Raw genomic sequence first — 24,379 nt, 5'->3', positions numbered from 1 at the left:
TGAAGCTCTGCTAGTGATAATTTGACCTACCCACAACAAAAGTTATGCGTTATTGCCGAACCCTTTTAATTGCTTTTATTACTTTCCTGGTAGTAATTTCACCAACTTTTGGGCAAAATTTATCAATATTGTTCCCTGCAACCCAGGTGTTAGCCCAAACGCCGAATCAGAAAGCAAATTCTGCTTTATCAGGGAACTTTGTTGATTACTTTGCGGAAGAAAGGCAATTTAAAGGACATGAAGGTAGTGTTAACAGTGCCAGTTTTAGCCAAGATGGTAAGCGCATAGTCACCGCAGGTAGTGACGGAACCGCCCGGATATGGGATTTTTCGGGTAAGGAATTGCTGGTATTACAAGGGCATCAGGGAAGTGTGCGGAGTGCCAATTTTAGCCCTGATGGACAGTTGATTGTGACTGCATCTTTTGATGGTACTGCTCGTGTGTGGAATAATTCCGGGCAACAGTTAGCTGAACTTAAAGGACATCAGGGTAATGTTAATAGCGCCAGTTTTAGCCCTGATGGGAAGCGGGTTGTAACTGCTGGTGCTGATAAAACTTTGCGGATTTGGGATGTTTCAGGAAAGCAGTTGGCGGAATTTAAAGGGCATGAGGGGAGTATTTACAGTGCCAATTTTAGTCCGGATGGGCAGAGAATTGTCACGGCTGCGGCTGATAAAACGGCGCGTGTTTGGGATTTGTCGGGTAAGGTGCTGGCAGAGTTAAAAGGGCATACGGATACAGTATGGAGTGCAAGTTTTAGCCCAGATGGTAAGCAGATAGTTACAGCATCTGATGATAAAACGGCGCGAGTGTGGGATGTATCGGGGAAGCAGTTAACAGTTTTACAAGGACATAAAGATAGTGTATATAGCGCCAGTTTTAGTGCGGATGGTCAAGGAATCGTTACAGCATCGGTAGATAAAACTGCACTGATTTGGAATGCTGCGGGAAAATTGGTAGGAAAGTTGCTAGGCCATGAAGGAGGAATCAATAGTGTCAATTGGAGTCAGGATAACAGGTGGATTATTAGCTCATCATCTGACAGTAATGCTCGTATATGGGATACCAATAGCAGTTTAGTATCTGAGCTTAAAGGACATCGGAATGGGGTGAAAAATGCCAATTTTAGCCCTGATGGTAAGTTGATTGTCTCAGCATCCTGGGATGGTACTGCTCGTTTGTGGCATAACAATGGCAAGTTAATATCTGAACTTAAAGGACATCGAGATGGTGTAACAAATGCCAAGTTTAGCCCTGATGGGAAGCTAATTGTTACTGCATCCAATGATGGCAGCGCTCGTATATGGGATACGAATGGCAAATTGCTTGCGGAACTTAAAGGGCATCAGGGTTTCATCAGAAATATCAGCTTTAGCCCAGATGGTAAGTTGATTGTCACTGCATCCAATGACGGAACAGTGCGTGTATGGGATAACAATGGCAAATTGTTTGCAAATTGGGTAAATTCTGCCCTATTACTTACAGAACAAAAAACAGAACGACAATCTGTAATTCCAGTATTTGTTACTGATGCGAATTTTAGCCCGGATGGCAAGCAAATTGTTACCGCATCATTTGAAGGCATGGCCCGTATATGGGATATCTCTGGTAACTTGCTTGCAGAACTTAAAGGGCATAAAGGCTTTGTTTTCACTGCTAACTTTAGCCCAGATGGCAAGCAAATTCTTACAGCATCCGATGATAAAACTGCTCGTTTGTGGGATACAAATGGCAAATTGCTGGTAGAACTTAAAGGACATCAGCGTGGTGTCAACAGTGCTAACTTTAGCCCGGATGGTAAGCAAATTCTTACAGCATCCGATGATAAAACCGCTCGTGTATGGGATACAAATGGCAAATTGCTGGCAGAACTGAAAGCACATCAGGGCGATGTCAACAGTGCTAACTTTAGCTTGGATGGGAAGCAAATTGTCACCGCATCATCTGATAAAACTGCTCGTGTGTGGGATACAAATGGCAAATTGCTGGCAGAATTGAAAGGACATGAAGATACCGTTAACAGTGCGAATTTTAGCTCGGATGGGAAGCAAATAGTCACCGCATCCGATGACGGAACAGTGCGTGTATGGCATCTTTCTCACACCCAGCTAGTTGAGCAACAAACATCTGAAAATCCCTCAACCAATATAGCGAAACCTCAAAAATTACCTTCTCGAGCCTGTTCTGGTTTCTTTACAAGTGCCAATTTTAGTCCTGATAGCAAACAAATTGTTATCGTATCTTGGGATAAAACAGCATGTGTATGGAATATATCAGGTAAGGTTCTTGCAGAACTGAAAGGACATCAGGATTATGTCAACAGTGCCAGCTTTAGCCCCGATGGCAAGAGAATTGTCACTGCATCCAAGGATAAAACAGCCCGTGTATGGGATACAAATGGCAAATTGCTTGCAGAACTCAAGGGGCATCAAGGTGATGTCAACAGTGCCCAGTTTAACCCCGATGGCAAACTAATCATTACTACATCGAATGATAAAACAGCCCGTATATGGGATACAAATGGCAAATTGCTCTTAGAAATCAATGGTTTTGAAAACTCAGTCGTTGACGCTAGCTTTAGCCCTGATGGCAAGAGAATTGTCACTGCATCCAAAGATAAAACAGCTCTTGTATGGGATACAAATGGCAAATTGCTTTTTGAACTCAAAGGACATCAAGATGATGTCAACAGCGCCAGTTTTAGCCCCGATAGCAAGCTAATCGTTACTACATCGAATGATAAAACAGCCCGTATATGGGATACAAATGGCAAATTGCTCTTAGAACTCAATGGCTTTAAAGACTCAGTTTTTGACGCTAACTTTAGCCCCGATGGTAAGCAAATTATTACGAGTTCATCTACCTCCAGTGTCTGGGATACGAATGGAAAACTGCTTTTTGAACTCAAAGGGGATCAGGGTAATGTTAGTAGTGCCAGTTTTAGTCCTGATGGCAAGTTCATTGTTACCACATCCCACAAAAGTGCCCGCCTATGGGATACAAATGGCAAATTACTTACAAAACTGCAAAGGTATCAGAGCGGTGTCAACAGTGCCAGTTTTAGTCCTGATGGTAAGCTAATTATTACCTTATCTACCGATGCTACTGCTCGTGTGTGGAATGCAAATGGCAAATTACTTGCAGAATTAGAGCATCCATCTGTGATGTCAAGTGCCGATTTTAGTCCTGATGGTAAGCTAATTCTTACTGTATATGATGATACTGCCCGTGTGTGGAATACATCTGGGAAGCTGCTTGCAGAACTCAAAGGGCATAAAAGCTCACTCCAAAGTGCCAAATTTAGCCCCAATAGCCAGTTAGTGGTCACCGCATCTAACGATAATACTGCTCGTGTGTGGGATATATCTGGGAAGCTGCTTGCAGAACTCAAAGGGCATCAGGAAAATGTTACTAGTGCCAGTTTTAGCCCAGATAGCAAGCAAATTATCACTACATCTTATGACAGGACAGTTCGGATTTGGGATATATCTGGTAAGCTGCTTGCAGGACTGAAAGTCTATCAGAAAGATTGGACGAGTGCCAGTTTTAGCCCCAATGGTGAGCTAATTATTCTACTTACATATGACAGGATATGCTATGTGTGGGATAAATCTGGTAATTTGGTTGCAGAACTAGTGCATCAAAACTATGTCAATAGTGCCAGTTTTAGCCCAGATGGTCAAAGGATTGTCACTACATCTGATGACAAGAAAGCTTATCTATGGAATGTGCAGGGTAAGTTACTTGCAGAATTGACAGGACATCAGCGCGATATCAACAGTGCTAGTTTTAGCCCAGATGGACAAAAGATTGTTACCACATCTGATGACAAGACTGCCCGTCTATGGGATACATCTGGCAAGTTGCTTGCAGAAATTAAAGGACATCAGGATTATGTCAAGAATGCCAGTTTTAGTCCAGATGGACAAAGGATTGTCACTGCATCTTGGGATGATACTGCCCGTGTGTGGGACACAAATGCTAAACAACTAACAGTTTTGGCTTTATCTGAAATTTCTTCTTCCCCCAAAGTTGAAGCAGACGGATTACGCGATCTACAATTCTACGCCCCCAATTGCGCCCAAGCATTTGAACCGTGGCAAAAAGCTCTTAAAATTTATCAACAAATCTCCGATCGCGAAAACCAAGCTGTCATTCTAGAAAAACTGGGGAATGCTTACTATTGTCTCAGCGATTACACCAACGCTATTAATTCTTACAGCAAAGCATCAAGCATTGCCCAACAAAACAATTACCCAGAAATCCAAGCCAAAAATCTCTCCAATCTCGGCAGTGTTTATAATTCTTTAGCAGATTATGAACCAGCAATTAAGTATTACGAAGATGCATTAAAACTTCTACAACAACAAGATATTCAACTCAAAGCAGAAATTCTCCGAGGGCGAGGAAATATTTATAATTTCCAAGGTAAATATCACGAAGCTATTAAGGATTACTCGCAAGCATTAGCCATCGATAAGAATTTGAAAAATACCTCTGGTGTAGCCAAAGATAAAGTCAATTTGGCAAATGTCTATTATGTCTTGGGTGACTACTCAAAAGCTATTCAATATTACAAAGAAACTCTAGATTTAATCCCTGGCGAATCTTTAGCCGGTTTAGGAAATACTTATCTTTCTCTAGGTGAAACTACCAAAGCAATTGAACTCCACAATCAAAGCTTGGCGAAAGCACGACAAAATGAAGATAAGGAAGCAGAAGGTAATGCACTGAATAATTTAACTTATGCTTTGATTAAAGCAAACAATCTCCCAGAAGCAGAGAAAAACCTGTTTGAAGCTATGAAAATTTGGGAATCTCTTCGCGCTGGATTAAATGATGCCAATAAAGTTTCTATCTTTGAAAAACAATCTCGCACCTATCGCCTACTGCAAGAAGTTTTAATTGCTCAAAATAAAATTAATGAGGCGTTAGAAATTTCTGAACGCGGTCGTTCGCGTGCTTTTGTAGAATTACTCGCAAGGCGCTTATCTCCAAACCCAACACAAAAATCAAACATTACGCCGCCAAATATTGAGCAGATTAAACAAATTGCGAAAGCACAAAATGCCACTTTGGTGCAATATTCAATTGTTGATCAAGAAGATAAACAACAAACCAAAGAATCAGAAATATATATTTGGGTAGTTAAACCCACAGGTGAAGTGGCATTTCATCGCCAAGATATCAAGCCGTTATTGCAAAAAGAGAATAAAAACCTAGCCCAATTAGTTGATATCTCCCGGCTATCTATAGGGGTAAGAAGTCGCGCAGGTGGGATTGTCGCCGCAGCAGCTGATGGTGCAAATCAACCCAAACGCTTACAACAACTCTATGATTTGTTAATTAAACCGATCGCCAACCAGCTACCCAGCAACCCCAGCGATCGCATTATTTTCATTCCTCAAGGTTCCCTGTTCTTGGTTCCCTTCCCCGCATTACAAGACGAACAAAACAAATACTTAGTAGAAAAACACACAATTCTTACTGCGCCATCGATTCAACTTTTAGATTTAACTCGCCAGCAAAAACGAGCACACCAAGGTAAATCAGCTTCTCTGCCAAATTTAGTAGTAGGTAACCCTACGATGCCTTTTGTATCCCTTGTACCAGAAGGAAAACCGCAACAACTACCAGCTTTAGAGGGTGCAGAAAAGGAAGCAAAAGCGATCGCACCTCTACTCAAAACCAAAGCGATCACAGGTAGTCAGGCAACAGAAACAGCGATCGCCCAAAAAATGACCCAATCACGGATCATTCATTTAGCCACACATGGATTGTTTGATGATTTACGTGGTTTGGGAAGTGCTATAGCCCTTGCACCCGCAGGTAAAGATGATGGTTTATTAACTGCGGAAGAAATTTTGGATTTGAAACTACAAGCTGAACTCGTAGTTCTCAGCGCCTGTGATACTGGCCGCGGAAAAATCACAGGGGATGGAGTAATTGGTTTATCTCGGTCTTTTATCAGCGCAGGTGTACCTAGCATTGTAGTTTCTCTATGGCAAGTACCAGATACACCAACAGCATCGTTAATGACTGAGTTTTATCAACATAGCAGTAAAAATTCTGATAAAGCTGCGGCCTTAAGACAAGCGATGTTGACCACTATGAAGACCCACCCTGACCCTGTCAACTGGGCAGCGTTTACTTTAATTGGCGAAGTCAATTGAATTTTAGCAAAGGGAATGTAGAAACCATGCCAATGCTCATCGGTTAAGGGCAAAAGGAGAAAGGGAAAAGGGGCAAGAAAAAACCTTTAACCCTTACCTTTTCACCTTTTCCCCAATACGGTCTCTACATTTTTTATGGCTAACTCTCAGCACTCTTATTGCGCCAACCAGGTTTAACTACCTGACGCGCACGGGCAATCACTAGCGAATCATCAGGCACATCTTCTGTGACAGTAGAACCAGCAGCGACATAGACATCATTACCTAAGGTGACTGGTGCAACTAAGACGCTATTGGAACCAGTTTTAGTGCGATCGCCAATTTTGGTACGGTGTTTTTTCACGCCATCGTAATTGGCGGTAATTGTCCCCGCACCGATATTAACCTTGGTACCTGCTGTCGTGTCGCCTAAATATGATAGATGTGCCACATTTGTGCGATCGCCTAATTCTGTATTTTTTAATTCCACAAAATTGCCTATCCGACAGCCAGCACCGATTTGCACTTGACCGCGTAAATGAGTGTAAGGCCCTAGTTGGGTGCCAGCTTGCACAGTGCTACCCTTGACTACGGAATATAGCACCGTGACATTTTCAGCTATATGGCTATTTTCAATTAAACTTCCAGGGCCAATGTGACTTCCGGCTTTAATGACTGTATTACCGCGCAGGTGCGTTTGCGGTTCAATAATTACATCTGGCTCTAATTCTACAGTGTCTTCAATGGTAATACTGTCAGGGTCGATGAGGGTCACGCCCGCTAACATCCATTTTTCCTTAATTCGCTTTTGTAAAATCTCGTATGCCTTGGCTAATTGTAGGCGATCGTTGATGCCGAGAATTTCTTGATAGTCTTCCACATCTACGGTCATCACTTTTCCAACTTGACTTACAGCATCAGTGAGATAGTATTCTTTTTGATTATTATTTGCTTCTAAGTGAGGTAATACCTGAGCTAAATTTTGCCAGCGGAAGCAATAAACCCCAGCATTAACTCGCCGATTATGTTTTTGAGCAGTTGTGCAATCTTTGTCTTCAATAATATGTTGCACAATATTTTCACTATCACAAAACACCCGCCCATAGCCCTGAGGATCGGGTAGGTATGCGGTGAGGATAGTGGCGGCGTTTTGATGTTCTTGGTGAGTTTGCCACAAATTTTGCAGAGTTTGAGCGCTTAACAATGGCACATCACCGTTTAATACCAGTAAATCCCCACTGTAACCCTCCAGATGCGGAAGTAATTGCTGGATAGCATGACCTGTTCCCTGCTGTACAGTCTGTTCGACAAACTCCAAATTAGGCACAGACTGCATGGCTGCTTTCACTTCCTCAGCCTGATATCCCACAATCACTAACCGCCTTGAAGGTGAAAGTGGTTCTACACTTTCCAGCACTCTTTCAATTAGCGATCGCCCACCCAAAGAATGTAAAACCTTGGGCAGCTGTGATTTCATCCTGGTGCCCCGTCCCGCCGCTAGAATTGCTACAACTACCATAATTTAGCTATCAGCTATAAATGAATTGCGCTATTGCGCTTGGCCTTTTAAGATTTAGGCTTCAAATAATACCAGCTAATCATCACAGACTGAAATGTCAAATCTTGTGGGTAATTCACAATACCTTGACTAAAACAGCCTCTTGTCTGTGTACAACCATAAATTGACCATGCTGATTTTAGATTTTTTTTGTTGATAGTTCATCCCTTGAGGGTAGAAAAATCTTACATTGGGCATTGGGGAGGTAGTGCGTTGCGGGGGTTCCCCCCGTTGTAGCAACTACCGTTATTGGGCATAGGAAAGACAGATTTTCATGGCAAGGTTTGTGCCAAAAACTGGCGTGAATGGAATCGGATTTAGACTCACAACTCTTGTACAGACGCGATTAATCGCGTCTCTGCAACTCCTGACTCAGCACTTTCAAGCTAGGGAGCAGGGGGAACAAAGAAAATATTAAAAATGAGGAATTATCAATAGTAGGGTGGGCACTCGTCATCATTTAGGTTTGAGCGAAAAAACTTGCAGCGCCTACCCTCAAAGAATTGCTTGTGTTTTAGGAATTTGATTTTCGCGCTCGTGAGGCATTTCTCATTCCCATGAGGCGTAATCTTGAATTTGGAATTCCCACTACTCAGGTAAGCCGGTGGAAATCAACCAAACTATATTACGAAACGTAAATGGGCTTCAACCCTTCACAATGACAAATGACCAATGACATACCTGGCCAGTTATCTTTAATTGCACCGACCTAATTACTGTTTAGTTTGTGTTTTGATAAACTCTGCAAACTGTTGCATTAGGTGAGGATTACGCCAACCCAAATCAGTTTCCTCTAGCATCACTGTCAGCGCTTCCTCAGAAGTAAAACTTCTTTTATAAGGTCGTTCGCTGGTGAGAGCATCATAAATGTCGATAATTTGAAATACCTGTGCCAGGTAGGGAATTTCTTCGCCTTTGAGTCCATCTGGATAGCCTGAACCATCCCAGCGTTCGTGGTGATGGCGAATAATTGGAATCACACCCCGCATACTGCGTAATGGCTGACAGATTTTTTCGCCAATCACAACGTGTTGTCTCATAATTTCCCACTCTTCGGCGGTGAGTTTACCTTTTTTCAGTAGTACCGCATCAGGTATGCCTACTTTGCCAATATCGTGGAGGTAGCCACCCCACATCAAATCTTTAATTTGGTTACGTGTGAGATTCAGGTATTCACCAAAAGCTTGTCCTAGTTTTTGTAACCGTTCGCAGTGATCGCCAGTATTCGGATCGCGGCTTTCAATAGCCATAGCTACAGAAAATAGTACTTGTTCGGCATGATCTAGGTCTTCATTGAGATGCTTTTGTCGTACTAAGGACTTGACACGCGCTATTAGTTCTAGACGGTCAAAAGGTTTAGTGAGAAAATCATCTGCGCCAACTTCAATACCCCGAATCCGCGATCGCCTATCATTTAAAGCCGTAATAAAAATCACTGGAATCAGTCTGGTATGCTCATTTTGTTTAAGGATTTGGCACACTTCAAACCCATCCATTCCAGGCATCATTACATCCAGTAAAATCAGGTCTGGTTGCTTTTCTTTGACTATATCCACTGCCATTGCGCCACTGTCGGCTTCTATTACTTCGTACCCTTCCATTGCCAACAGAGCTACAGCTGTCATGCGACTTGCTGCATGGTCATCAACTACTAAAATTTTTGGCAGATCTAAAACAGGGTTATTTCCTTGTGAATCTTGGTTTTGTAGGGTTTTCGAGTCTAATGAATCATCCGCATGAAAATTTGTCTGTGCCATCAAAGAAGGTAAGGATGCAGCTTTTTCCAGCATCAACTCTCCTGGAGATAAACTCATTGAATTACCCTCTACATTTTGTAGTTTTAATGAATCTTTTGCACTGACATTAGTCAATTTGTTGAGGGGGTTAGACCCACTACCAAGCTTGTCTATAGGGTTTGTATGCCTGAGTTCCCATTGCATCACAAAGTTACTCCAGTTTGTTACATAAAATTTAAGGTTTCAGCCAGCAAAATGTAACTTGAGTTTTTGATTGATTACATTCAACAGACTCAAATCTTCAAAAGATAGCTGCATCATTTATAATATATTTTTTGATTTATTTTAATAACACACTTAAATAATGTTCAAATGGCGCGCTATTCTTGCTTGAGATGATGAGGATTTTACAGGAATATTAAATCAGCTGTTTTAATGAAGATTGGCTAAGATAGCAGTGCAGAAAAGTTTGGCTTTTCTAAATATTTATTGAGCAGCTTAGTTTTGAAGTGAAAATTTTAAATTTTATATAGTATTATTAAGTATTTCTGCCTGCTGTATATAAAGCATTATCTACTAGATACAGATGCATCTTTAGTGATTTGGAACACAAAAATTAATGATCCTGATTACCTAAAATCAAGCTAGATGCTTATGCGATCAAGACAACAACAAGAGCATGAAAAAATTCTTTTCTCTAGGCTCTAGGCACTGATTCTGCACCTACATTTTTTAGCAGCCACCTTTTTCTCCAATGGGAGGTAGGTTCTAGGGTGCAAGTTTGTTGCTCTTGTTGTCGCCGCAAAATAATGACATCAGCAGCATCATGCAATTGCGGATCGCGGTAAGGAATCGCCGCACGAGTCAGCAAATGTTCTTGTTCTTCTTGAGAGAGAGGCGGAAGTATGCAATTGTCTTTTGCGTTTGCACTTTCAGAATGAACTGCTACTGTACCAGGCGATCGCCTACCGACTGGTGGAGTCGAACCTATTTGTAAGCCAGCACTCAAAAATGCGGCGCGGACAGCCGCAGCACAGGAATAAGTAGCAACAATGCCCTCAGCATCTAAACAAGATGATATTTGTTGGATAAACTCTACAGTCCATAACTGAGGACACTGCGGCGGTGAAAACGGATCGAGAAAAATCGCATCAGCCTGAAACCCTGATTGCAGAATTAATTTAATCGAGTTTCTAGCATCACCAATTAACAGTTCAGCCTGTAAGTTGTCTTGTTGAACTTGATACTTATAAGCTAGCTGCATCAAGATTTCGTTAGACTTGTAATCCCAGTTATCAAATAGGCGATGAGCGATCGCAGCTTGCGGTACAGAGGAATTCAACTCTAAAGCCATAACTTCCACATGACAATCGGGATTTACTGCCCAAATAGTCTGCAAAGCTGCTGCTGTGTTGTATCCTAGACCATAACAAATGTCTAATATTCGTAAGGCTGATTTTTGGGCACGTGCAGCTAGTTGCGTAGGTACAGCAAACTTGAGAAAACTCTCTTGCTTTGCTCCGTAATGACTGTGAAAGTCTTCGCCAAATTCTTGGGAGGTAAAAGTAAAGGAACCATCCGCAGTTAGTTGTGGGACAAATTGCTCAAAGTCTGGCATTTTCTCTAGAAAACTGATAATAAATATTTGCTAATTAATTTAATAATGACTAATGACCAATGACCAATTAGTTGTTTCACCAGTATGGTTGCTTGAACATCTTGACGATCCGCAGGTTGTGATTGTAGATTGTCGCTTTTCTTTAGCAGATCCACAACTAGGGCGACAGCAGTACCAAGTTAGCCATATCCAGGGGTCGCACTATCTAGATTTAAATCAGGATCTATCTAGTCCAGTCGGAGAACATGGGGGAAGACATCCTTTACCTAATCCTGCTGATTTAGCCAATAAATTAGCAGAAATAGGCGTAAACTACCAAAAAAGTTTAGTAGTTGCCTATGATGATTCTCGCTTTGCCTTTGCATCTCGTCTATGGTGGTTATTGCGTTATTTAGGACATGAACGAGTAGCCGTATTAGATGGCGGCTTTGCTGCATGGCAAAAAGCTGGTTATCCTGTCACAAATATTATTCCTCAACCTCAACCTGCTACTTTTATTCCTCAAGTAAAAATAGATAAAGTAGTAGATATTGAAAGCGTCAAACAGAAAAAAGATTTATCAGATGTCATATTAGTAGATTCCCGAGAGGGCGATCGCTATCGCGGTGAACGAGAGCCAATTGATCAAATTGCTGGTCATATTCCTGGTGCTGTGAACTATCCTTGGTCTGAAGTTACCGATTCATCAGGTTATCTGCTTCCCCCAAGCGAACAACGTCGCCGTTGGGAAAAGCTAGAAACAGCCAAAGAGATTTTAGTTTATTGTGGTTCTGGTGTGACTGCTTGTGTAAATCTACTTTCCTTAGAAATAGCAGGGATTTCTCAAGGAAAACTCTATGCTGGTAGCTGGAGCGATTGGATTAGTTATATGTAGGCAGCATTAATTGTCTATATTAGAATGAATGGGGTTTTTGGCATTAGGTGTTTGGTTTTTTCCCAATTACCAATTACCAATTACCAATTACCCAATCCCCTTAATGAAAGCTATTTTGATACAAAAAATTTAAGATATAATCAAATAAATTTTTTTAGTTTTTTTAATTTTTTATGTAAAATTTTTCCATCTGAAACTGTAGTAGAAGTATTAGCTAATATTATTTAAATTAAAAGCAAATGAGCCAAAATAAGCAGCGTCGAATTGTAATTGGGGATGTACATGGTCATTACGAAGGATTAATGACTTTGTTAACAGCAATTGCTCCATCATCCAACGATCAACTATATTTTCTGGGAGACTTAATCGATCGCGGCCCTCAAAGTTCACAAGTAGTTAATTTTGTCAAGCAAAATAACTATCCTTGTCTGCTAGGAAATCATGAGCAAATGTTATTAAACGTGCTGAACAATGGTGGAGCTACTTCCACACAAGCAATGCAAGCATGGTTATACAGTGGAGGACAAGCAACCATCGCCAGTTACCAAGAAGCGACAATTCCCCAAGAGCATATCGATTGGTTCAAAGCTTTACCTACATATCTGGATTTAGGCGATGTTTGGCTAACCCATGCTGGTCTCGATCCTGCAATTCCTTTAGCCAAACAAACTGCTGAACAATTTTGTTGGATCAGAGAAGAATTTCACGGCATTGAAAAACCCTACTTCCCTGATAAGTTAATTATTATTGGTCACACCATCACCTTTACCCTACCTGGCGTTAATCCCGGTCAACTGGCCCAAGGGCGAGGTTGGCTGGACATAGATACAGGCGCTTATCATCCTCGCAGTGGTTGGTTGACAGCTTTAGATCTCACCAATAACTTGGTTTACCAAGTTAATGTTTTTAGAAAGCGTGTCCGTAGCCTACCTTTAGCAGAAGCAACCGTGACGATTGATCCGGCAGAAATTAAAGGCGCTCGCCACAACAAGCAGCGAGCGTAATAGCTTGATTTAACAATAGTGAGTGAGTCTGCACAGCATCCTCAAGATGAAGTAAGTCGTTGGTAATTAACCAAACTATTTTAAGAAACGTAAATAGGCTTAAAATCCTTACCAATGACCAATGACAAATGACACATGACAACCTCAGCCAGTTATCTTTAATTTCACCGACTTATTTACGATAATGCGCGAATATTAGCTTTATAAGCAGCATTATCTAATCCATAACGCCCATCGCTAGGTTGAGCATTAATAGATTTTTTGAGAGCATTAATGCGATCGCTAGTTGCTGGGTGAGTACTCAAGAATGTGGGTGTAGAACCCTTTCCTAGCAGCTTTTGCATAAAAGAAACCATCCCCGACTGAGCATAACCGCTACGGGTCAAGGTTCTTAACCCTCGTTTATCGGCATCAAATTCATCTTGACGACTGCGGGGAAGATTAAGTGCTAGTTGAACACCAAGTCCTACCGCCGTATTGCGATCTAAACCCGCTGCTGTGGCTACACCACTAGCTAGCGCCTGTTGTCTCATCTGCTTGACTAAATGTTTACCACCAATGTGACCCATTTCATGGGCGAGGACACTGGCTAATTCCGCTTCATTGTCTGCGGCTTGCAGTAACCCAGTGTGGACGTAAACATAGCCGCCTGCGGTTGCGAAAGCATTGATGGCTTTATCTTCAACTACTTGGAAAGTATAGGGCAGGTTGGGGCGATCGCTATTCGCAACCAAACGCTGACCAATTTGTTCCACGTAGCGAGTAATGGCTGCATTCCGGTAAAGCTTAACTTCACCCTGCAATTCCTGATTTATCTGCTTACCCAGATCAACTTCTTGGCGATCGGATATATTAGATAGCTGAAATATCTGGACTCCCTGGAATAGAAGCGGCAATAAATCAAAAGCCCTTCCGGGAAGGGGTGTAGTCAGACACACACTCAGGGCGACTACCACAGAAATTAACGGATAAAACCAGCGCCGCCGCCACAAACGATAATTTGTCAAAAAGGCTTTCCAAGCAAACATAATCTGGTGTTTTGGAAAATTGTGGAAGAACACAAAATATGGGACGCATTTAGGGCTTTCTATGTTGCATTTTCAACTTAAAGACGAAATTGCACTGGGCCATATCACTCCCATCAATTTTGATGATTCTCTTGGAAACATCGAGAATGATTCCTAGCTTCCCCATACTACTCGGTTAAGGGTTTTGAACTCAAAATTACGCCTAATGTGAATTAGAAACGCCTCTTATGCCATAAGGGTTTCAAGATTAGCCCACAATCATTGTTTTGTGGCTAACTACGAAATTATCAGGGTTTCAAGATTTAATTCTCATTAAACGTAAATTGGTTTTGGGGAAAAGGGTAAAGGTTTTTTATTTCCCTTTTCCCATTCCCCTTTTTCCCCTTAACCGACAAGTATTGCCTAGCTTCCTACATTTTCCTTCCCCCATACCACCCGAGTACAGGTTGTTTCAGCCACAAATTAAAACAACAATAATTCCGGAACTTGATTGCCTAGTCCCGTAATTTCAGAAGTCATGATACACTGTCGCATGACTATAGCCCCTAGCCGCTTGCTTACCAAGTAGGGAAGATTGTCATTACTCTAGTCAAGCCTGCTACTCAACTCAATTACTCCGCTCACATCTGGAAAACTTGTTATGGCTATTTTAGATACCAAAGGCCGCTTGTTCGGCAAAATTAACCTCCTAGATTTAGGTGCTTTACTAGTTATTGTGCTAGTTATCTTTGGCATATTTGTCTTTCCCGGTACTTCCGGTTCTGTAGCCCAAGTCGGTGCTAAAACAGTACCTATAGAAGTGGATCTGGTAGTTCGTGGCTTAAATGTTCGTAACCCTCAGCAGTTATATGACAAAGGGCTGAAAGCAGGTGGTAAGACTAACGTGATTATCCGCAATCAACCTCATGGTGAGATTGCAATTAAATCTATGCAACCACTACCAAGAACAATCAATGTTCCTCAACCTGATGGTTCTATTAAAGAGTTACCAGATCCAAAAAGCAACAATTTTAGTACAGATATGCTGTTGACTTTAGAAGGTAAAGCACAAATCACTCAAAATGGCCCTGTTCTAGGTAACAGCAAAGTGAAAATTGGAATGCCCTTTGAATTAGAAGGTTTCAACTACAACTTTAATGCCACTGTCATCGATTTAAGATTGAAAGATAAATAAACTTGGCACCAAAGCAAGTCTAATTTTAGACCTTACATCACATAGTGGTCTATTGCCAAAATTTTGATAAGTTCGTAGTGAGTTAGCGCAGTCTTAAGGGTTTCCCTGGAACGAATGAATAACCGCAATTTTGAGCAGTCTACTGCTTGAAAATCCAGGCTACAGTCTTGACTACGAACTTATTCGCCTATCATGACTAGCAACATAAATCACTAGTTATTAGTGCGAATTTCTACGTTAAAATAGACACTAGTTTGGGCTATGCACAGCCAGTAAATTTTATGTACTGGCGCAAAATCAAAATGTATAAAAGTAGCGGAAATTAAGAGAAAAACTGCCGATATTAGGTAGGATTAATACATCGACAATTAAAAATGAAAGTGTTAAAACCCCTTTATAAAGAAATAAGTTTAGTAAACTTTCTCCCTTAGTCTCTCTAGACTAGGAGCCGAGAGAGGAGTAAGGTAGAAATCAGGGTTTTTAGCTTCTACTTTTACAGTAAAGAGGTTAAATCACATTCATCTAACTTGCATTCCATGAGTTTTCAGGGAAAAATCCCCAAATTTTTATTTGGCAAGATTTTTTTGTAACTCTACTAACTTAGATAATTATTGTTTTTCTTTTATTCAAAGAAAACTTGGAATCAGTAAACGAAGTATTAGAGCCTTGAATAAGCTATTGTTTACAGGTAAATCTTTTCGGTTTATGGCGTTTACCCTCCCGCTGTTAATGTGGTTGGGATATAAAGAAGTCAAAAGCCAAATAGTAGAACCGCAAGCAGTCTTAGTGTTAGGCGGTTCAACGAAGAATCTAGAGCGAGAAAAGTTTACAGCAGATTTTGCTAAGAGGCATCCAAATTTACCTATTTGGATCAGTGGTGGCAGTCCACCTAGATCTACACAAAAGGTGTTTTCCAAGGCAGGAATAGATCCTGAACGCTTACACTTGGATTACGAAGCAGTAGATACAGTTACTAATTTTACTACGCTGGTTGATGATTTGCAAGCACACGGAATCAAGAGCGTTTATTTGATTACGTCCGATTTCCATATGCGTCGGGCTAGCGTCATTGGTGAGATTGTTTTAGGTAGTCGCGGTATTGAGTTTAAAACAATACCAGTTCCTTCCAAAACATCTCCTGAACCACTAGAAAAATCTTTCCGCGATGGCGCTAGAGCTATTCTTTGGGTAGCAACTGGTTATACGGGTGCAGAAGATACGTTGCATAAGAAGTGAATGGGGATTGGGGATTGGGTAATGGGGATTGGGGATTGGGTAATGGGTAATGGGTAATGGGTAATGGGTAATGGGTAATGGGTAATGGTAAAAAAAATAATAACAATAGTCCTATTCCCTTTGACCTTTGACCTTTGACCTTTGACCTTTGACCTTTGACCTTTGACCTTTGACCTTTGACCTTTGACCCTTGACCCTTTTTAAATTAAATCCCGATGGGTAAATGCCTTAGCATTTGCGCCAGTGTAGCTCGCTACAATATGACCGTCGCCTATCATTTGATATTTGTAGGTGACTAACCCTTCTAAACCAACAGGGCCTCTTGGAGGCATCTGTTGAGTACTAATGCCTACTTCGGCACCAAAGCCGTAGCGGAAACCATCAGCAAAGCGGGTGGAACAGTTGTGATAAACTCCGGCTGCATTCACTAATCCTAAGAAAGCTTCTGCTGCTGCTAAATCTTCGGTGACGATCGCTTCTGTATGGCGAGAACCATATTCATTAATATGGGCGATCGCATCTTCTATGGAATCTACAATTTTAATTGCCAAAATCAAATCGCTGTATTCTGTTTCCCAGTCTTGTGCTGTAGCTGCGGTGAGATGATGCAAAATTTTGGCGGTGCGTTCATCACCTCTTAATTCCACGTGATTAGCTTGCATGGCTGCGGCTAGCTGTGGTAGATAATCTGCGGCTATGCTGGTATGAACTAGCAAGGTTTCAATAGCGTTACAAGCTGCGGGATATTGGGTTTTAGCATCAACAGCAATAGTAACTGCTTTGGTAATATCAGCGCCTTTATCTATATATAGATGACAAATGCCATCTGCATGACCAAGTACGGGAATGCGAGTATTGTCCTGCACAAACCGCACAAAGGAATTAGAACCTCTGGGAATAATTAAATCTACATATTTATCTAACTGCAAAAGTTCAATAGTTTGTTCTCTAGTTGTTAATAACTGCACTACATCGGGGTTCACAGCAGTGTGAGATAAGCCTTGCTTAATTGCTTTGACTATCGCTTCGCAAGAACGGATTGCTTCTTTACCACCTTTGAGGATTACGCCATTACCTGACTTGATTGCTAAAGAGACAATTTGAATTGCGGCTTCGGGACGTGCTTCAAAAATAATGCCCAAAACGCCTAAAGGACAAGTAATGCGCTTGAGAATTAAACCTGTGTCGATTTCGCGATGAATTTGGACTTTCCCGACTGGATCGGCTAGTTTACCAACATCTCTGACTCCCGCGATCGCATCTCTCAATTTATGTTCATCCAACTGCAAGCGTTTATAAAGTGGTTTGGCAATCCCATCAGCAGTGGCGGCTTCACAATCAGCGATATTGGCTTGCAAAATGTCGTCTCTTGCTGATTCTAAAGCTTGGGCGATCGCTTCAATAGCTTGATTTTTCGCCTCAGTGGAGATAACAGCCAACTTACTAGCAGCAGAGCGGGTTTTTTGAGCGATTCCGATCAAAGGAGAAGCAATATCAACAATAGTCATAGCAAATAATAACTTTCCAGTCAGGCCACAATCTTTGTCTTTTCCCTATCCTACCAACCTTAGTTCATGTTTTTAGACAACATTATTGAATTAGGATTAGCAATTTTTATGTCTAGGGACTAGCGCTAGAGAAGAAAGATTGTAAATTTAATTCAGCCAAAATGGTGGGGGTACAACGTTGTTGTACCCCCACCAATGATATATGTTTCACACAATGGAAAATGACTATAAATTTATTATTTTCATCTCCAATTATAAAAACTCTCTGGAAAGTTGACTCATTTTTGTTTCCAATATGTAAATTGGCTTTATTAACCAATATTTAGATTTTGGTTTGAACAATTTAACCAATTTTCTCACTATTTTTAGTTTGAATGTCAATTTCAAGTTAAAAATCCAAAATCCTCTCTGGGAAAGTTCTAAGCGGAAGTTTCCTCCACTCAGAACTTTCCGCAACATCTAAAATTGATAACTTCAACCATGTTGAACACGCTGTTCAAATTGCTCGCGAGTTTTTTCAACTACTTCAACAGCAGCAGAATAGATATCATTATGTTCCTGTTGCAGCCAGGTTAAAAGGCTAGCAATTTGAGCATTTCTTAAATCTAGATCTGTTTGAAAAATAATTGAAGTTGCCATCAATTGAGCGTATTGAGGTTGATGTCCTTGTTGCACTAAATGAGCAATTAAGCCAGCTAAAGCTTCTTGTCGGACTGGATCTGTATTTGCTTCCTTATACATGGTTTCTAGACAACGATATTTGTTGCAATCATCCTATTTCATGTAAGTGACCATTTTGTATCCGTAGTTTTACTGAAATTACTACGTAATAGAGCCTTAAAAAAAGGATGCTTTTTTAACCCTGTATTTTGATTCTGAGTTTTGTAACAAGACTAACTAATACAAAACAAACAATATGGAATTTAAGACATACAACTCAAATCTCATCAACGTTTTGACAGTATACAACTTAAACATCTGTAAGTATTTATGTTGTATCTTCCTGAACGTTGTTATATTTGTTTACAGTATTTTGGGTGTGATTCTATTTACATTTCAATCGAGTGTTAATAGTATTGTTTTAGTGATTGAGAAATCAATCCGAAAAACAACAACAATGAGTTAAGGTTCAAATTTATGGCAGTCGAAAAAACTAATTCCTCTTCAAGCTTGGCCGAAGTTATTGATCGTATCTTAGACAAAGGTATCGTTGTAGATGCTTGGGTACGTGTATCTCTAGTTGGTATTGAATTACTTGCTATTGAAGCTCGGATCGTTATCGCTTCTGTTGAAACATATTTGAAATATGCAGAAGCTGTTGGTCTAACTCAGTCAGCCGCAGTACCTGCTTAATTATTAAGTAAATAGAAAATATGAGAATTAGCGCTGACTAATTCTCATGTTAACAAGCCGTCCAAATAATCTCAACAAACAACAATAGGTTAAGGTGCAATCATATGGCAGTTGAAAAGACTAATTCCTCCTCTAGCTTGGCAGAAGTTATCGACCGTATTTTAGACAAAGGTATCGTTGTAGATGCTTGGGTACGTGTTTCCTTAGTTGGTATTGAACTACTTGCTATTGAAGCTCGGATCGTTATCGCTTCCGTTGAAACATACTTGAAGTATGCAGAAGCTGTTGGTCTAACTCAATCTGCTGCAGTACCTGCTTAATCATTAAGCAGAGTCCATAATATCAGAATTGCTGAGTTAGCAATTCTGATATTTATACTGCTTTTATCTAATTATCCAAAAGATTCTTGCAACAAGATTTATCCCAGGATAACAGGAAAAAGGCAGATATTGCTTGAGCCACATTTGCTGGAGATAAACCATCCAGAAAATGTGGTTGATTCACAGTGATTTTAGTATGATTGCGGAGAAAATCATGACTCCTTTAATGATCAGAATCCGGCAAGAGCATCGAGGAATAGCAGAGGAAGTAACTCAACTATTTAAAGATACTCAAGAATTCTTGTCCGTGACCACAGCGCAAAGACAAGCGCAAGCTAAAGAACAAGCTGAAAATCTGCATCAGTTCCATAAGGATCTGGAGAAAGACACTGAAGAGTTTTTAACAGATACAGCTAAAGAAAGAATGGCTAAAGCCAAACAGCAAGCTGAAGATCTGTTCCAATTCCATAAGGAAATGGCAGAAAACACCCAAGAGTTTTTGTCAGAAACAGCTAAAGAAAGAATGGCGCAAGCTCAAGAGCAAGCTCGACAATTGCGCGAATTCCATCAAAACCTTGAGCAAACAACCAACGAATTTTTAGCTGACACAGCTAAAGAAAGAATGGCGCAAGCTCAAGAACAAAAACAACAGCTACATCAATTCCGTCAGGATTTGTTTGCTAGCATTTTTGGTACATTTTAGTCTTGCATTAATGCTCCCAACTAATAGATTTTATCTGTTGAAGAATGGGGCTAAATAGTAAAACCCCCTAATCTTCCAGGTAAAAACTGGTAAGACCAGGGGGTAGTCAAATTCAACAATGAGTTTTAGCACGAAACTTAAATAACATATATCGGCACTGATTACAAGGCTTTAGTAAAAAAAACTAACAACCTGTATCTCGTTTCAATCAGTGAACAATAAATAACTCTAACGAATATTGATAGTAACAACAATCGATAGAGCTTTATTTATAGTTTCTGCTCCTATCTTACCACATTGATGTCATTTATGCATCGAATGTTGTGTTTTTTTTGTAAAGTTCTCTTCCCACCATCATTAACTTATGACTAATACCGAAAATCATAAAAAAAGAGCTGTTCTTCGTGTCCGTCCTGGTCAGTTTGTAGTCACACCAGCTATTGAAAAAGTAGCAATTCGAGCGTTACGTTATCTCACATCAGGATTTGCTATTCATTTACGCGGGCCAGCTGGGACAGGTAAAACGACCTTAGCTATGCATTTAGCTAATTGTCTAGATAGACCAATCATGTTGATTTTCGGAGATGACGAATTTAAAAGTTCTGATTTAATCGGCAGCGAATCTGGCTATACACATAAAAAATTATTAGACAATTATATTCACAACGTTCTGAAAGTTGAAGACGAACTCAAACAAAATTGGGTTGATTCTCGCTTAACTTTAGCTTGTCGGGAAGGTTTAACCTTAGTCTACGACGAGTTTAACCGTTCACGTCCAGAAGTAAATAACGTTTTACTGTCGGCCTTAGAAGAAAAAATCCTCACTCTTCCGCCTAGCAGTAATCAGCCAGAATATTTACATGTTCACCCCAAATTCCGGGCTATTTTTACCTCCAATCCTGAAGAATATTGCGGAGTTCACTCCACTCAGGATGCTTTGATGGATCGGTTGGTAACCATTAATATGCCGGAACCAGATGAGCAAACTCAGATTGAAATCTTAACTCATAAAACAGGGATTCATCACGAGTATGCACAGTTAATTGCACGCTTAGTAAAAGCATTTCGTTCGGCAACTGGTGCTGAGAAAACTTCTGGATTGCGGTCTTGTTTGATGGTTGCAAAAGTGTGTGCAGAACACGATATTTTGGTCACACCTGAAAATACAGATTTCCGAGAAATTTGTGCAGATGTCTTGTTCAATCGCACCAATTTATCGGCAAGTGATGCTACAACGCTGTTTCTGGAATTGCTGAACCACGTACAAGTAAAACCAGTAGAACCAGTTGATGATAGCGATCCCTATGATGTGGCTGAGGCTGAAATAGTTGGTGCAGCAGAACCACAAACAGATGCGATCGCAGAACCAGTGACACTAGACGAAAGCTTATTAAGCGACCAACCCAACTAATGTTTTCCTCAAATAAAGCTTAGTACTCAATCAAGACTGTGGTTAATTTCATTCAAGAGTTTAATTCATCGTGACTACTACACCCATCCTGCCAACACGTTCTCAATCTAACTCCAGCCGAGCTATTACTACATCTACTCAAGGTTCTACCTTGGCAGATATTCTCGAGCGAGTTTTAGATAAGGGAATTGTGATTGCTGGTGATATTTCTGTATCTATCGCCTCTACAGAACTGCTGCATATCCGTATCCGCTTATTAATTTCCTCCGTTGATAAAGCTAAAGAGTTGGGCATTAATTGGTGGGAAAATGACCCTTACCTCAGTAGCAAATCTCAACGTTTAGTTGAGGAAAACCAACAACTTCAGCAGCGATTGGAAAGTTTAGAAGCACAGTTACGTTCGCTAACTGCTGCTAAGATAAACAACCCAGAGCTATTTCCAGTCAATGCTGAAGATAATGGCCAAAGCGATGAAGAAAATGTGCCATTGCCTATGAATTATCAGCCTAATGACTAGGCTAAGTAGACTTACATCCCAACAATTCAAGCGCTACAAAACAATTAACAAAAGGTGGCATCATGGCAATGGTTTGCACTCCATCTGAAAATTCCAACGATTTGCTAGCTACCAATTCCAAAGCTAATAACCAAGCTGGCTTAGTTCCTTTACTCTTAACTGTAGTGGAACTAATCCGTCAGCTGATGGAAGCTCAAGTAATCAGACGTATGGAAGAGGAGTGCCTTAGTGAATCTGACTTAGAGCGAGCTGCAGAAAGTTTGCAAAAGTTAGAGGAACAAGTTTTAAATTTATGTCAGATTTTTGAGATTGATCCAGCAGACTTAAATATCCATTTAGGAGAACTTGGTAGTCTTTTACCTGCTGCTGGATCTTATTATCCTGGTGAAACTGGAAATACTCCATCTGTACTAGAACTGTTAGACCGTCTGTTGAACACCGGAGTTGTGGTGGACGGAGAACTAGATTTAGGCGTTGCTCAACTCAATTTAATTCACGCTAAATTGCGGTTAGTTTTAACCTCAAAACCTTTAAATACAAAGTAATTTTTTATGGATGCTGGTCTTTATTTGTACGGTATTTTTTCCGATCCAATTCCTCCAACAGTTAGCTTAAAAGGATTGGATTCCCAACCTGTTTATAGCCAAGTAATTGAAGGTTTTACCTTTTTATACTCAGATGCTAAACAAGAAAAATATTTAGCTTCGCGGCGGAATTTAATTAGCCATGAAAAAGTTTTAGAGCAAGCAATGCAGGAAGGCTTTCGGACTCTGCTACCTCTGCGGTTTGGATTAGTTGTGAAAAATTGGGAAACAGTAATTTCACAACTAATCCAACCATGTGAGCGACAGCTGCGAGATCTGTTTCAAAAATTGGCGGGTAAGCGAGAAGTTAGCGTCAAAATTTTGTGGGATACCAAGGCGGAATTACAAGCAATGATGCAGTCTAATCCCGACTTGAAGCAAAAGCGCGACCAGATGGAAGGCAAAAATTTGAGTATGGAGGAAGTGATTGAAATTGGGCAGTTAATTGAAAGTAATTTACAGCAACGCAAAGAAGCTGTAATTAAAACTTTCTTTGATGAACTCAAACCCTTGGCAGAAGAAGTTGTAGAAAGCGAACCGATGATGGAAGAAATGATCTACAACGCTGCTTTTCTCATTCCTTGGGATCAGGAAGCTTTATTTAGCCAACGTGTAGAAGCTATAGACAAAAAATTTGGCGATCGCTTACGTATTCGCTACAACAATTTTACTGCACCTTATACATTTGCTCAGATTTCTTAATTGGAGGTGATGATTATGCTTGGTAAAATTTTACTATTTCCAGTCATGGGGCCAATTAGTGGGCTGATGTGGATTGGAGAACAAATTCAAGAGCGTACTGATACAGAATTTGACGCGCAAGAGAATTTGCATAAACAATTACTCAGTCTGCAACTTTCTTTTGATATTGGCGAAATTTCTGAAGAGGACTTTGAGGAGCAAGAAGAAGAACTACTGCTGAAAATTCAAGCTTTGGAAGAAGAAAAAGCCCGTTTAGAAGCTGAATCAATAGAGGATGAAGAGGATGAAGTAGAACCAACTTACTTCATCGCTGAAGTTGAGGAAGATAAAGTACTTGCAGAGGCATTTCGAGGCAATAAAAAATATGAGGATAATGAAAATTTAGTATTATCTCCCTAAAATTATCAGCCAATTACTTTTATAGATAATTAAATTAAAAACCCGCATTTGCGGGTTAATAATTTAATGTTACTTGTTCTAATAGTAGCTAATTACTAAAAAATTTGAAACTTAATATTCAATTTCAAAAGCTTGGTAATTGTTAGCTTCAAAAAAGATATTAGGACGCTTAGGTAAATTAGGATGTCTATGGTCGGATTGGCGTAATTTATTAATATTTTGTTCTGTGTCGGCTATCTGGTCTTTTAGGGAATTCAAACGCTGTTTTAAAATAACTGTGCGCTGTTCTATAAAATGTAACTCCTGCTTAATTCTTTGCTGTTCTGTTACAAGTTTATAGAGTTCTAACTGGCTGGAAGCTTCAGATTTACTACGAGGCATAGTAGTTACTTTAGGTCTAATTGTGCCGCGATTACGAAGATTTTTCATTTAATTTTCCTGAACAATTGATTGTATTATAACCAAGAAAATCGGATTGTAAAGGATAAAAATATATTTAATA

At 40.3% G+C, this 24,379-nt stretch carries 20 protein-coding genes; 13 read left to right on the top strand and 7 right to left on the bottom strand.

The genetic code is table 11. The annotated features are described in order from the left end of the window. The first annotated feature begins 44 nt into the window (after positions 1-44). A complete protein-coding gene (locus tag HG267_RS29745; protein ID WP_045871261.1) occupies positions 45-6,173 on the top strand; it encodes a CHAT domain-containing protein in 6,129 nt (2,042 codons plus the stop codon). A gap of 139 nt (positions 6,174-6,312) precedes the next feature. Here HG267_RS29745 and glmU read toward each other — a convergent pair whose 3' ends face one another. From glmU to HG267_RS29730, 3 genes are all read right to left on the bottom strand, one after another. After that, positions 6,313-7,671, bottom strand: a complete 1,359-nt coding sequence (gene glmU, locus HG267_RS29740) for a bifunctional UDP-N-acetylglucosamine diphosphorylase/glucosamine-1-phosphate N-acetyltransferase GlmU (protein WP_045871260.1) — start codon at positions 7,669-7,671, stop codon at positions 6,313-6,315. 752 nt (positions 7,672-8,423) lie between these two features. Beyond that, the gene (locus tag HG267_RS29735) at positions 8,424-9,653 is read right to left on the bottom strand and encodes an HD domain-containing phosphohydrolase (RefSeq protein ID WP_045871259.1); all 1,230 of its coding nucleotides are present in this window, start codon (positions 9,651-9,653) and stop codon (positions 8,424-8,426) included. Positions 9,654-10,143: 490 nt separating this feature from the next. Beyond that, the gene (locus tag HG267_RS29730) at positions 10,144-11,064 is read right to left on the bottom strand and encodes a tRNA (5-methylaminomethyl-2-thiouridine)(34)-methyltransferase MnmD (protein WP_045871258.1); all 921 of its coding nucleotides are present in this window, start codon (positions 11,062-11,064) and stop codon (positions 10,144-10,146) included. Between the two features lie 52 nt (positions 11,065-11,116). Here HG267_RS29730 and HG267_RS29725 point away from each other — a divergent pair, with 52 nt between their 5' ends. Together HG267_RS29725 and HG267_RS29720 are read left to right on the top strand one after the other, a co-directional pair. Continuing rightward, positions 11,117-11,938, top strand: coding sequence for a sulfurtransferase (locus HG267_RS29725; protein ID WP_045871257.1), 822 nt, complete (start codon positions 11,117-11,119; stop codon positions 11,936-11,938). Positions 11,939-12,177: 239 nt separating this feature from the next. Beyond that, positions 12,178-12,942 (top strand): metallophosphoesterase family protein, encoded by a 765-nt coding sequence (locus HG267_RS29720; RefSeq protein ID WP_045871256.1) that lies wholly within the window; start codon positions 12,178-12,180, stop codon positions 12,940-12,942. A 176-nt stretch (positions 12,943-13,118) separates the two neighbouring features. Here the strand turns inward: HG267_RS29720 and HG267_RS29715 are convergent, their stop codons facing one another. Beyond that, positions 13,119-13,970: a M48 family metallopeptidase gene (locus HG267_RS29715; RefSeq protein WP_045871255.1), complete on the bottom strand. Its 852-nt coding sequence runs from the start codon at positions 13,968-13,970 to the stop codon at positions 13,119-13,121. A gap of 640 nt (positions 13,971-14,610) precedes the next feature. Here HG267_RS29715 and HG267_RS29710 point away from each other — a divergent pair. Together HG267_RS29710 and HG267_RS29705 are read left to right on the top strand one after the other, a co-directional pair. Continuing rightward, positions 14,611-15,144, top strand: coding sequence for a DUF4330 domain-containing protein (locus tag HG267_RS29710; protein ID WP_045871254.1), 534 nt, complete (start codon positions 14,611-14,613; stop codon positions 15,142-15,144). Between the two features lie 705 nt (positions 15,145-15,849). After that, complete coding sequence (locus HG267_RS29705; protein WP_045871376.1) at positions 15,850-16,380, top strand: YdcF family protein; 531 nt, start codon at positions 15,850-15,852, stop codon at positions 16,378-16,380. A 200-nt stretch (positions 16,381-16,580) separates the two neighbouring features. On the opposite strand, the gene HG267_RS29700 is transcribed toward HG267_RS29705, so the two are convergent. After that, positions 16,581-17,888: a glutamate-5-semialdehyde dehydrogenase gene (locus HG267_RS29700; RefSeq protein ID WP_045871253.1), complete on the bottom strand. Its 1,308-nt coding sequence runs from the start codon at positions 17,886-17,888 to the stop codon at positions 16,581-16,583. Positions 17,889-18,362: 474 nt separating this feature from the next. Further along, positions 18,363-18,629 carry a hypothetical protein gene (locus HG267_RS29695; protein WP_045871252.1) on the bottom strand — a complete coding sequence of 89 codons (267 nt, stop codon included), beginning with the start codon at positions 18,627-18,629 and terminating at the stop codon, positions 18,363-18,365. Between the two features lie 396 nt (positions 18,630-19,025). Between HG267_RS29695 and gvpA (HG267_RS29690) the strand changes: the two genes are divergently transcribed. The 8 genes from gvpA (HG267_RS29690) to HG267_RS29655 all read left to right on the top strand — a co-directional run bounded on the left by gvpA (HG267_RS29690) (position 19,026) and on the right by HG267_RS29655 (position 23,877). Continuing rightward, positions 19,026-19,241, top strand: a complete 216-nt coding sequence (gene gvpA, locus HG267_RS29690) for a gas vesicle structural protein GvpA (RefSeq protein WP_045871251.1) — start codon at positions 19,026-19,028, stop codon at positions 19,239-19,241. 104 nt (positions 19,242-19,345) lie between these two features. Further along, entirely contained in the window at positions 19,346-19,561 is a 216-nt protein-coding gene (gene gvpA, locus HG267_RS29685; RefSeq protein WP_045871251.1) for a gas vesicle structural protein GvpA, read from the top strand. A 214-nt stretch (positions 19,562-19,775) separates the two neighbouring features. Continuing rightward, positions 19,776-20,264 (top strand): gas vesicle protein GvpC, encoded by a 489-nt coding sequence (gene gvpC, locus HG267_RS29680; RefSeq protein WP_045871375.1) that lies wholly within the window; start codon positions 19,776-19,778, stop codon positions 20,262-20,264. A 364-nt stretch (positions 20,265-20,628) separates the two neighbouring features. Beyond that, on the top strand, positions 20,629-21,675 hold the full coding sequence (gvpN, locus tag HG267_RS29675) for a gas vesicle protein GvpN (protein WP_045871250.1): 1,047 nt from the start codon (positions 20,629-20,631) through the stop codon (positions 21,673-21,675). 70 nt (positions 21,676-21,745) lie between these two features. Continuing rightward, a complete protein-coding gene (gene gvpJ, locus HG267_RS29670) occupies positions 21,746-22,192 on the top strand; it encodes a gas vesicle protein (protein ID WP_045871249.1) in 447 nt (148 codons plus the stop codon). A 68-nt stretch (positions 22,193-22,260) separates the two neighbouring features. Beyond that, complete coding sequence (locus HG267_RS29665) at positions 22,261-22,737, top strand: gas vesicle protein K (protein WP_096583972.1); 477 nt, start codon at positions 22,261-22,263, stop codon at positions 22,735-22,737. 6 nt (positions 22,738-22,743) lie between these two features. Continuing rightward, positions 22,744-23,478, top strand: coding sequence for a GvpL/GvpF family gas vesicle protein (locus tag HG267_RS29660; RefSeq protein ID WP_045871247.1), 735 nt, complete (start codon positions 22,744-22,746; stop codon positions 23,476-23,478). Positions 23,479-23,493: 15 nt separating this feature from the next. Continuing rightward, on the top strand, positions 23,494-23,877 hold the full coding sequence (locus HG267_RS29655) for a gas vesicle protein GvpG (RefSeq protein ID WP_045871246.1): 384 nt from the start codon (positions 23,494-23,496) through the stop codon (positions 23,875-23,877). Between the two features lie 111 nt (positions 23,878-23,988). Here the strand turns inward: HG267_RS29655 and HG267_RS29650 are convergent, their stop codons facing one another. Continuing rightward, a complete protein-coding gene (locus tag HG267_RS29650; RefSeq protein ID WP_045871245.1) occupies positions 23,989-24,306 on the bottom strand; it encodes a hypothetical protein in 318 nt (105 codons plus the stop codon). Between the last annotated feature and the right edge of the window lie 73 nt (positions 24,307-24,379).

The organism is Tolypothrix sp. PCC 7601 (assembly GCF_025677855.1).
Taxonomy (GTDB): domain Bacteria; phylum Cyanobacteriota; class Cyanobacteriia; order Cyanobacteriales; family Nostocaceae; genus Aulosira; species Aulosira diplosiphon.
The sequence above is the reverse complement of the archived record's forward strand: the minus strand, read 5'-3'. Positions and strand labels throughout refer to the sequence as shown.

Bases quoted from the DNA above. Each gene is read 5' to 3' on its own strand.
- glmU (WP_045871260.1), bottom strand. From the start codon at position 7,671: ATGGTAGTTGTAGCAATTCTAGCGGCGGGACGGGGCACCAGGATGAAA.
- gvpC (WP_045871375.1), top strand. From the start codon at position 19,776: ATGACTCCTTTAATGATCAGAATCCGGCAAGAGCATCGAGGAATAGCA.
- HG267_RS29655 (WP_045871246.1), top strand. From the start codon at position 23,494: ATGCTTGGTAAAATTTTACTATTTCCAGTCATGGGGCCAATTAGTGGG.
- HG267_RS29700 (WP_045871253.1), bottom strand. From the start codon at position 17,888: ATGACTATTGTTGATATTGCTTCTCCTTTGATCGGAATCGCTCAAAAA.
- HG267_RS29665 (WP_096583972.1), top strand. From the start codon at position 22,261: ATGGTTTGCACTCCATCTGAAAATTCCAACGATTTGCTAGCTACCAAT.
- HG267_RS29710 (WP_045871254.1), top strand. From the start codon at position 14,611: ATGGCTATTTTAGATACCAAAGGCCGCTTGTTCGGCAAAATTAACCTC.
- HG267_RS29745 (WP_045871261.1), top strand. From the start codon at position 45: ATGCGTTATTGCCGAACCCTTTTAATTGCTTTTATTACTTTCCTGGTA.
- HG267_RS29720 (WP_045871256.1), top strand. From the start codon at position 12,178: ATGAGCCAAAATAAGCAGCGTCGAATTGTAATTGGGGATGTACATGGT.
- HG267_RS29730 (WP_045871258.1), bottom strand. From the start codon at position 11,064: ATGCCAGACTTTGAGCAATTTGTCCCACAACTAACTGCGGATGGTTCC.
- HG267_RS29660 (WP_045871247.1), top strand. From the start codon at position 22,744: ATGGATGCTGGTCTTTATTTGTACGGTATTTTTTCCGATCCAATTCCT.
- HG267_RS29715 (WP_045871255.1), bottom strand. From the start codon at position 13,970: ATGTTTGCTTGGAAAGCCTTTTTGACAAATTATCGTTTGTGGCGGCGG.
- HG267_RS29695 (WP_045871252.1), bottom strand. From the start codon at position 18,629: ATGTATAAGGAAGCAAATACAGATCCAGTCCGACAAGAAGCTTTAGCT.
- HG267_RS29725 (WP_045871257.1), top strand. From the start codon at position 11,117: ATGACCAATGACCAATTAGTTGTTTCACCAGTATGGTTGCTTGAACAT.
- gvpA (WP_045871251.1), top strand. From the start codon at position 19,346: ATGGCAGTTGAAAAGACTAATTCCTCCTCTAGCTTGGCAGAAGTTATC.
- HG267_RS29705 (WP_045871376.1), top strand. From the start codon at position 15,850: ATGGCGTTTACCCTCCCGCTGTTAATGTGGTTGGGATATAAAGAAGTC.
- gvpN (WP_045871250.1), top strand. From the start codon at position 20,629: ATGACTAATACCGAAAATCATAAAAAAAGAGCTGTTCTTCGTGTCCGT.
- HG267_RS29650 (WP_045871245.1), bottom strand. From the start codon at position 24,306: ATGAAAAATCTTCGTAATCGCGGCACAATTAGACCTAAAGTAACTACT.
- gvpA (WP_045871251.1), top strand. From the start codon at position 19,026: ATGGCAGTCGAAAAAACTAATTCCTCTTCAAGCTTGGCCGAAGTTATT.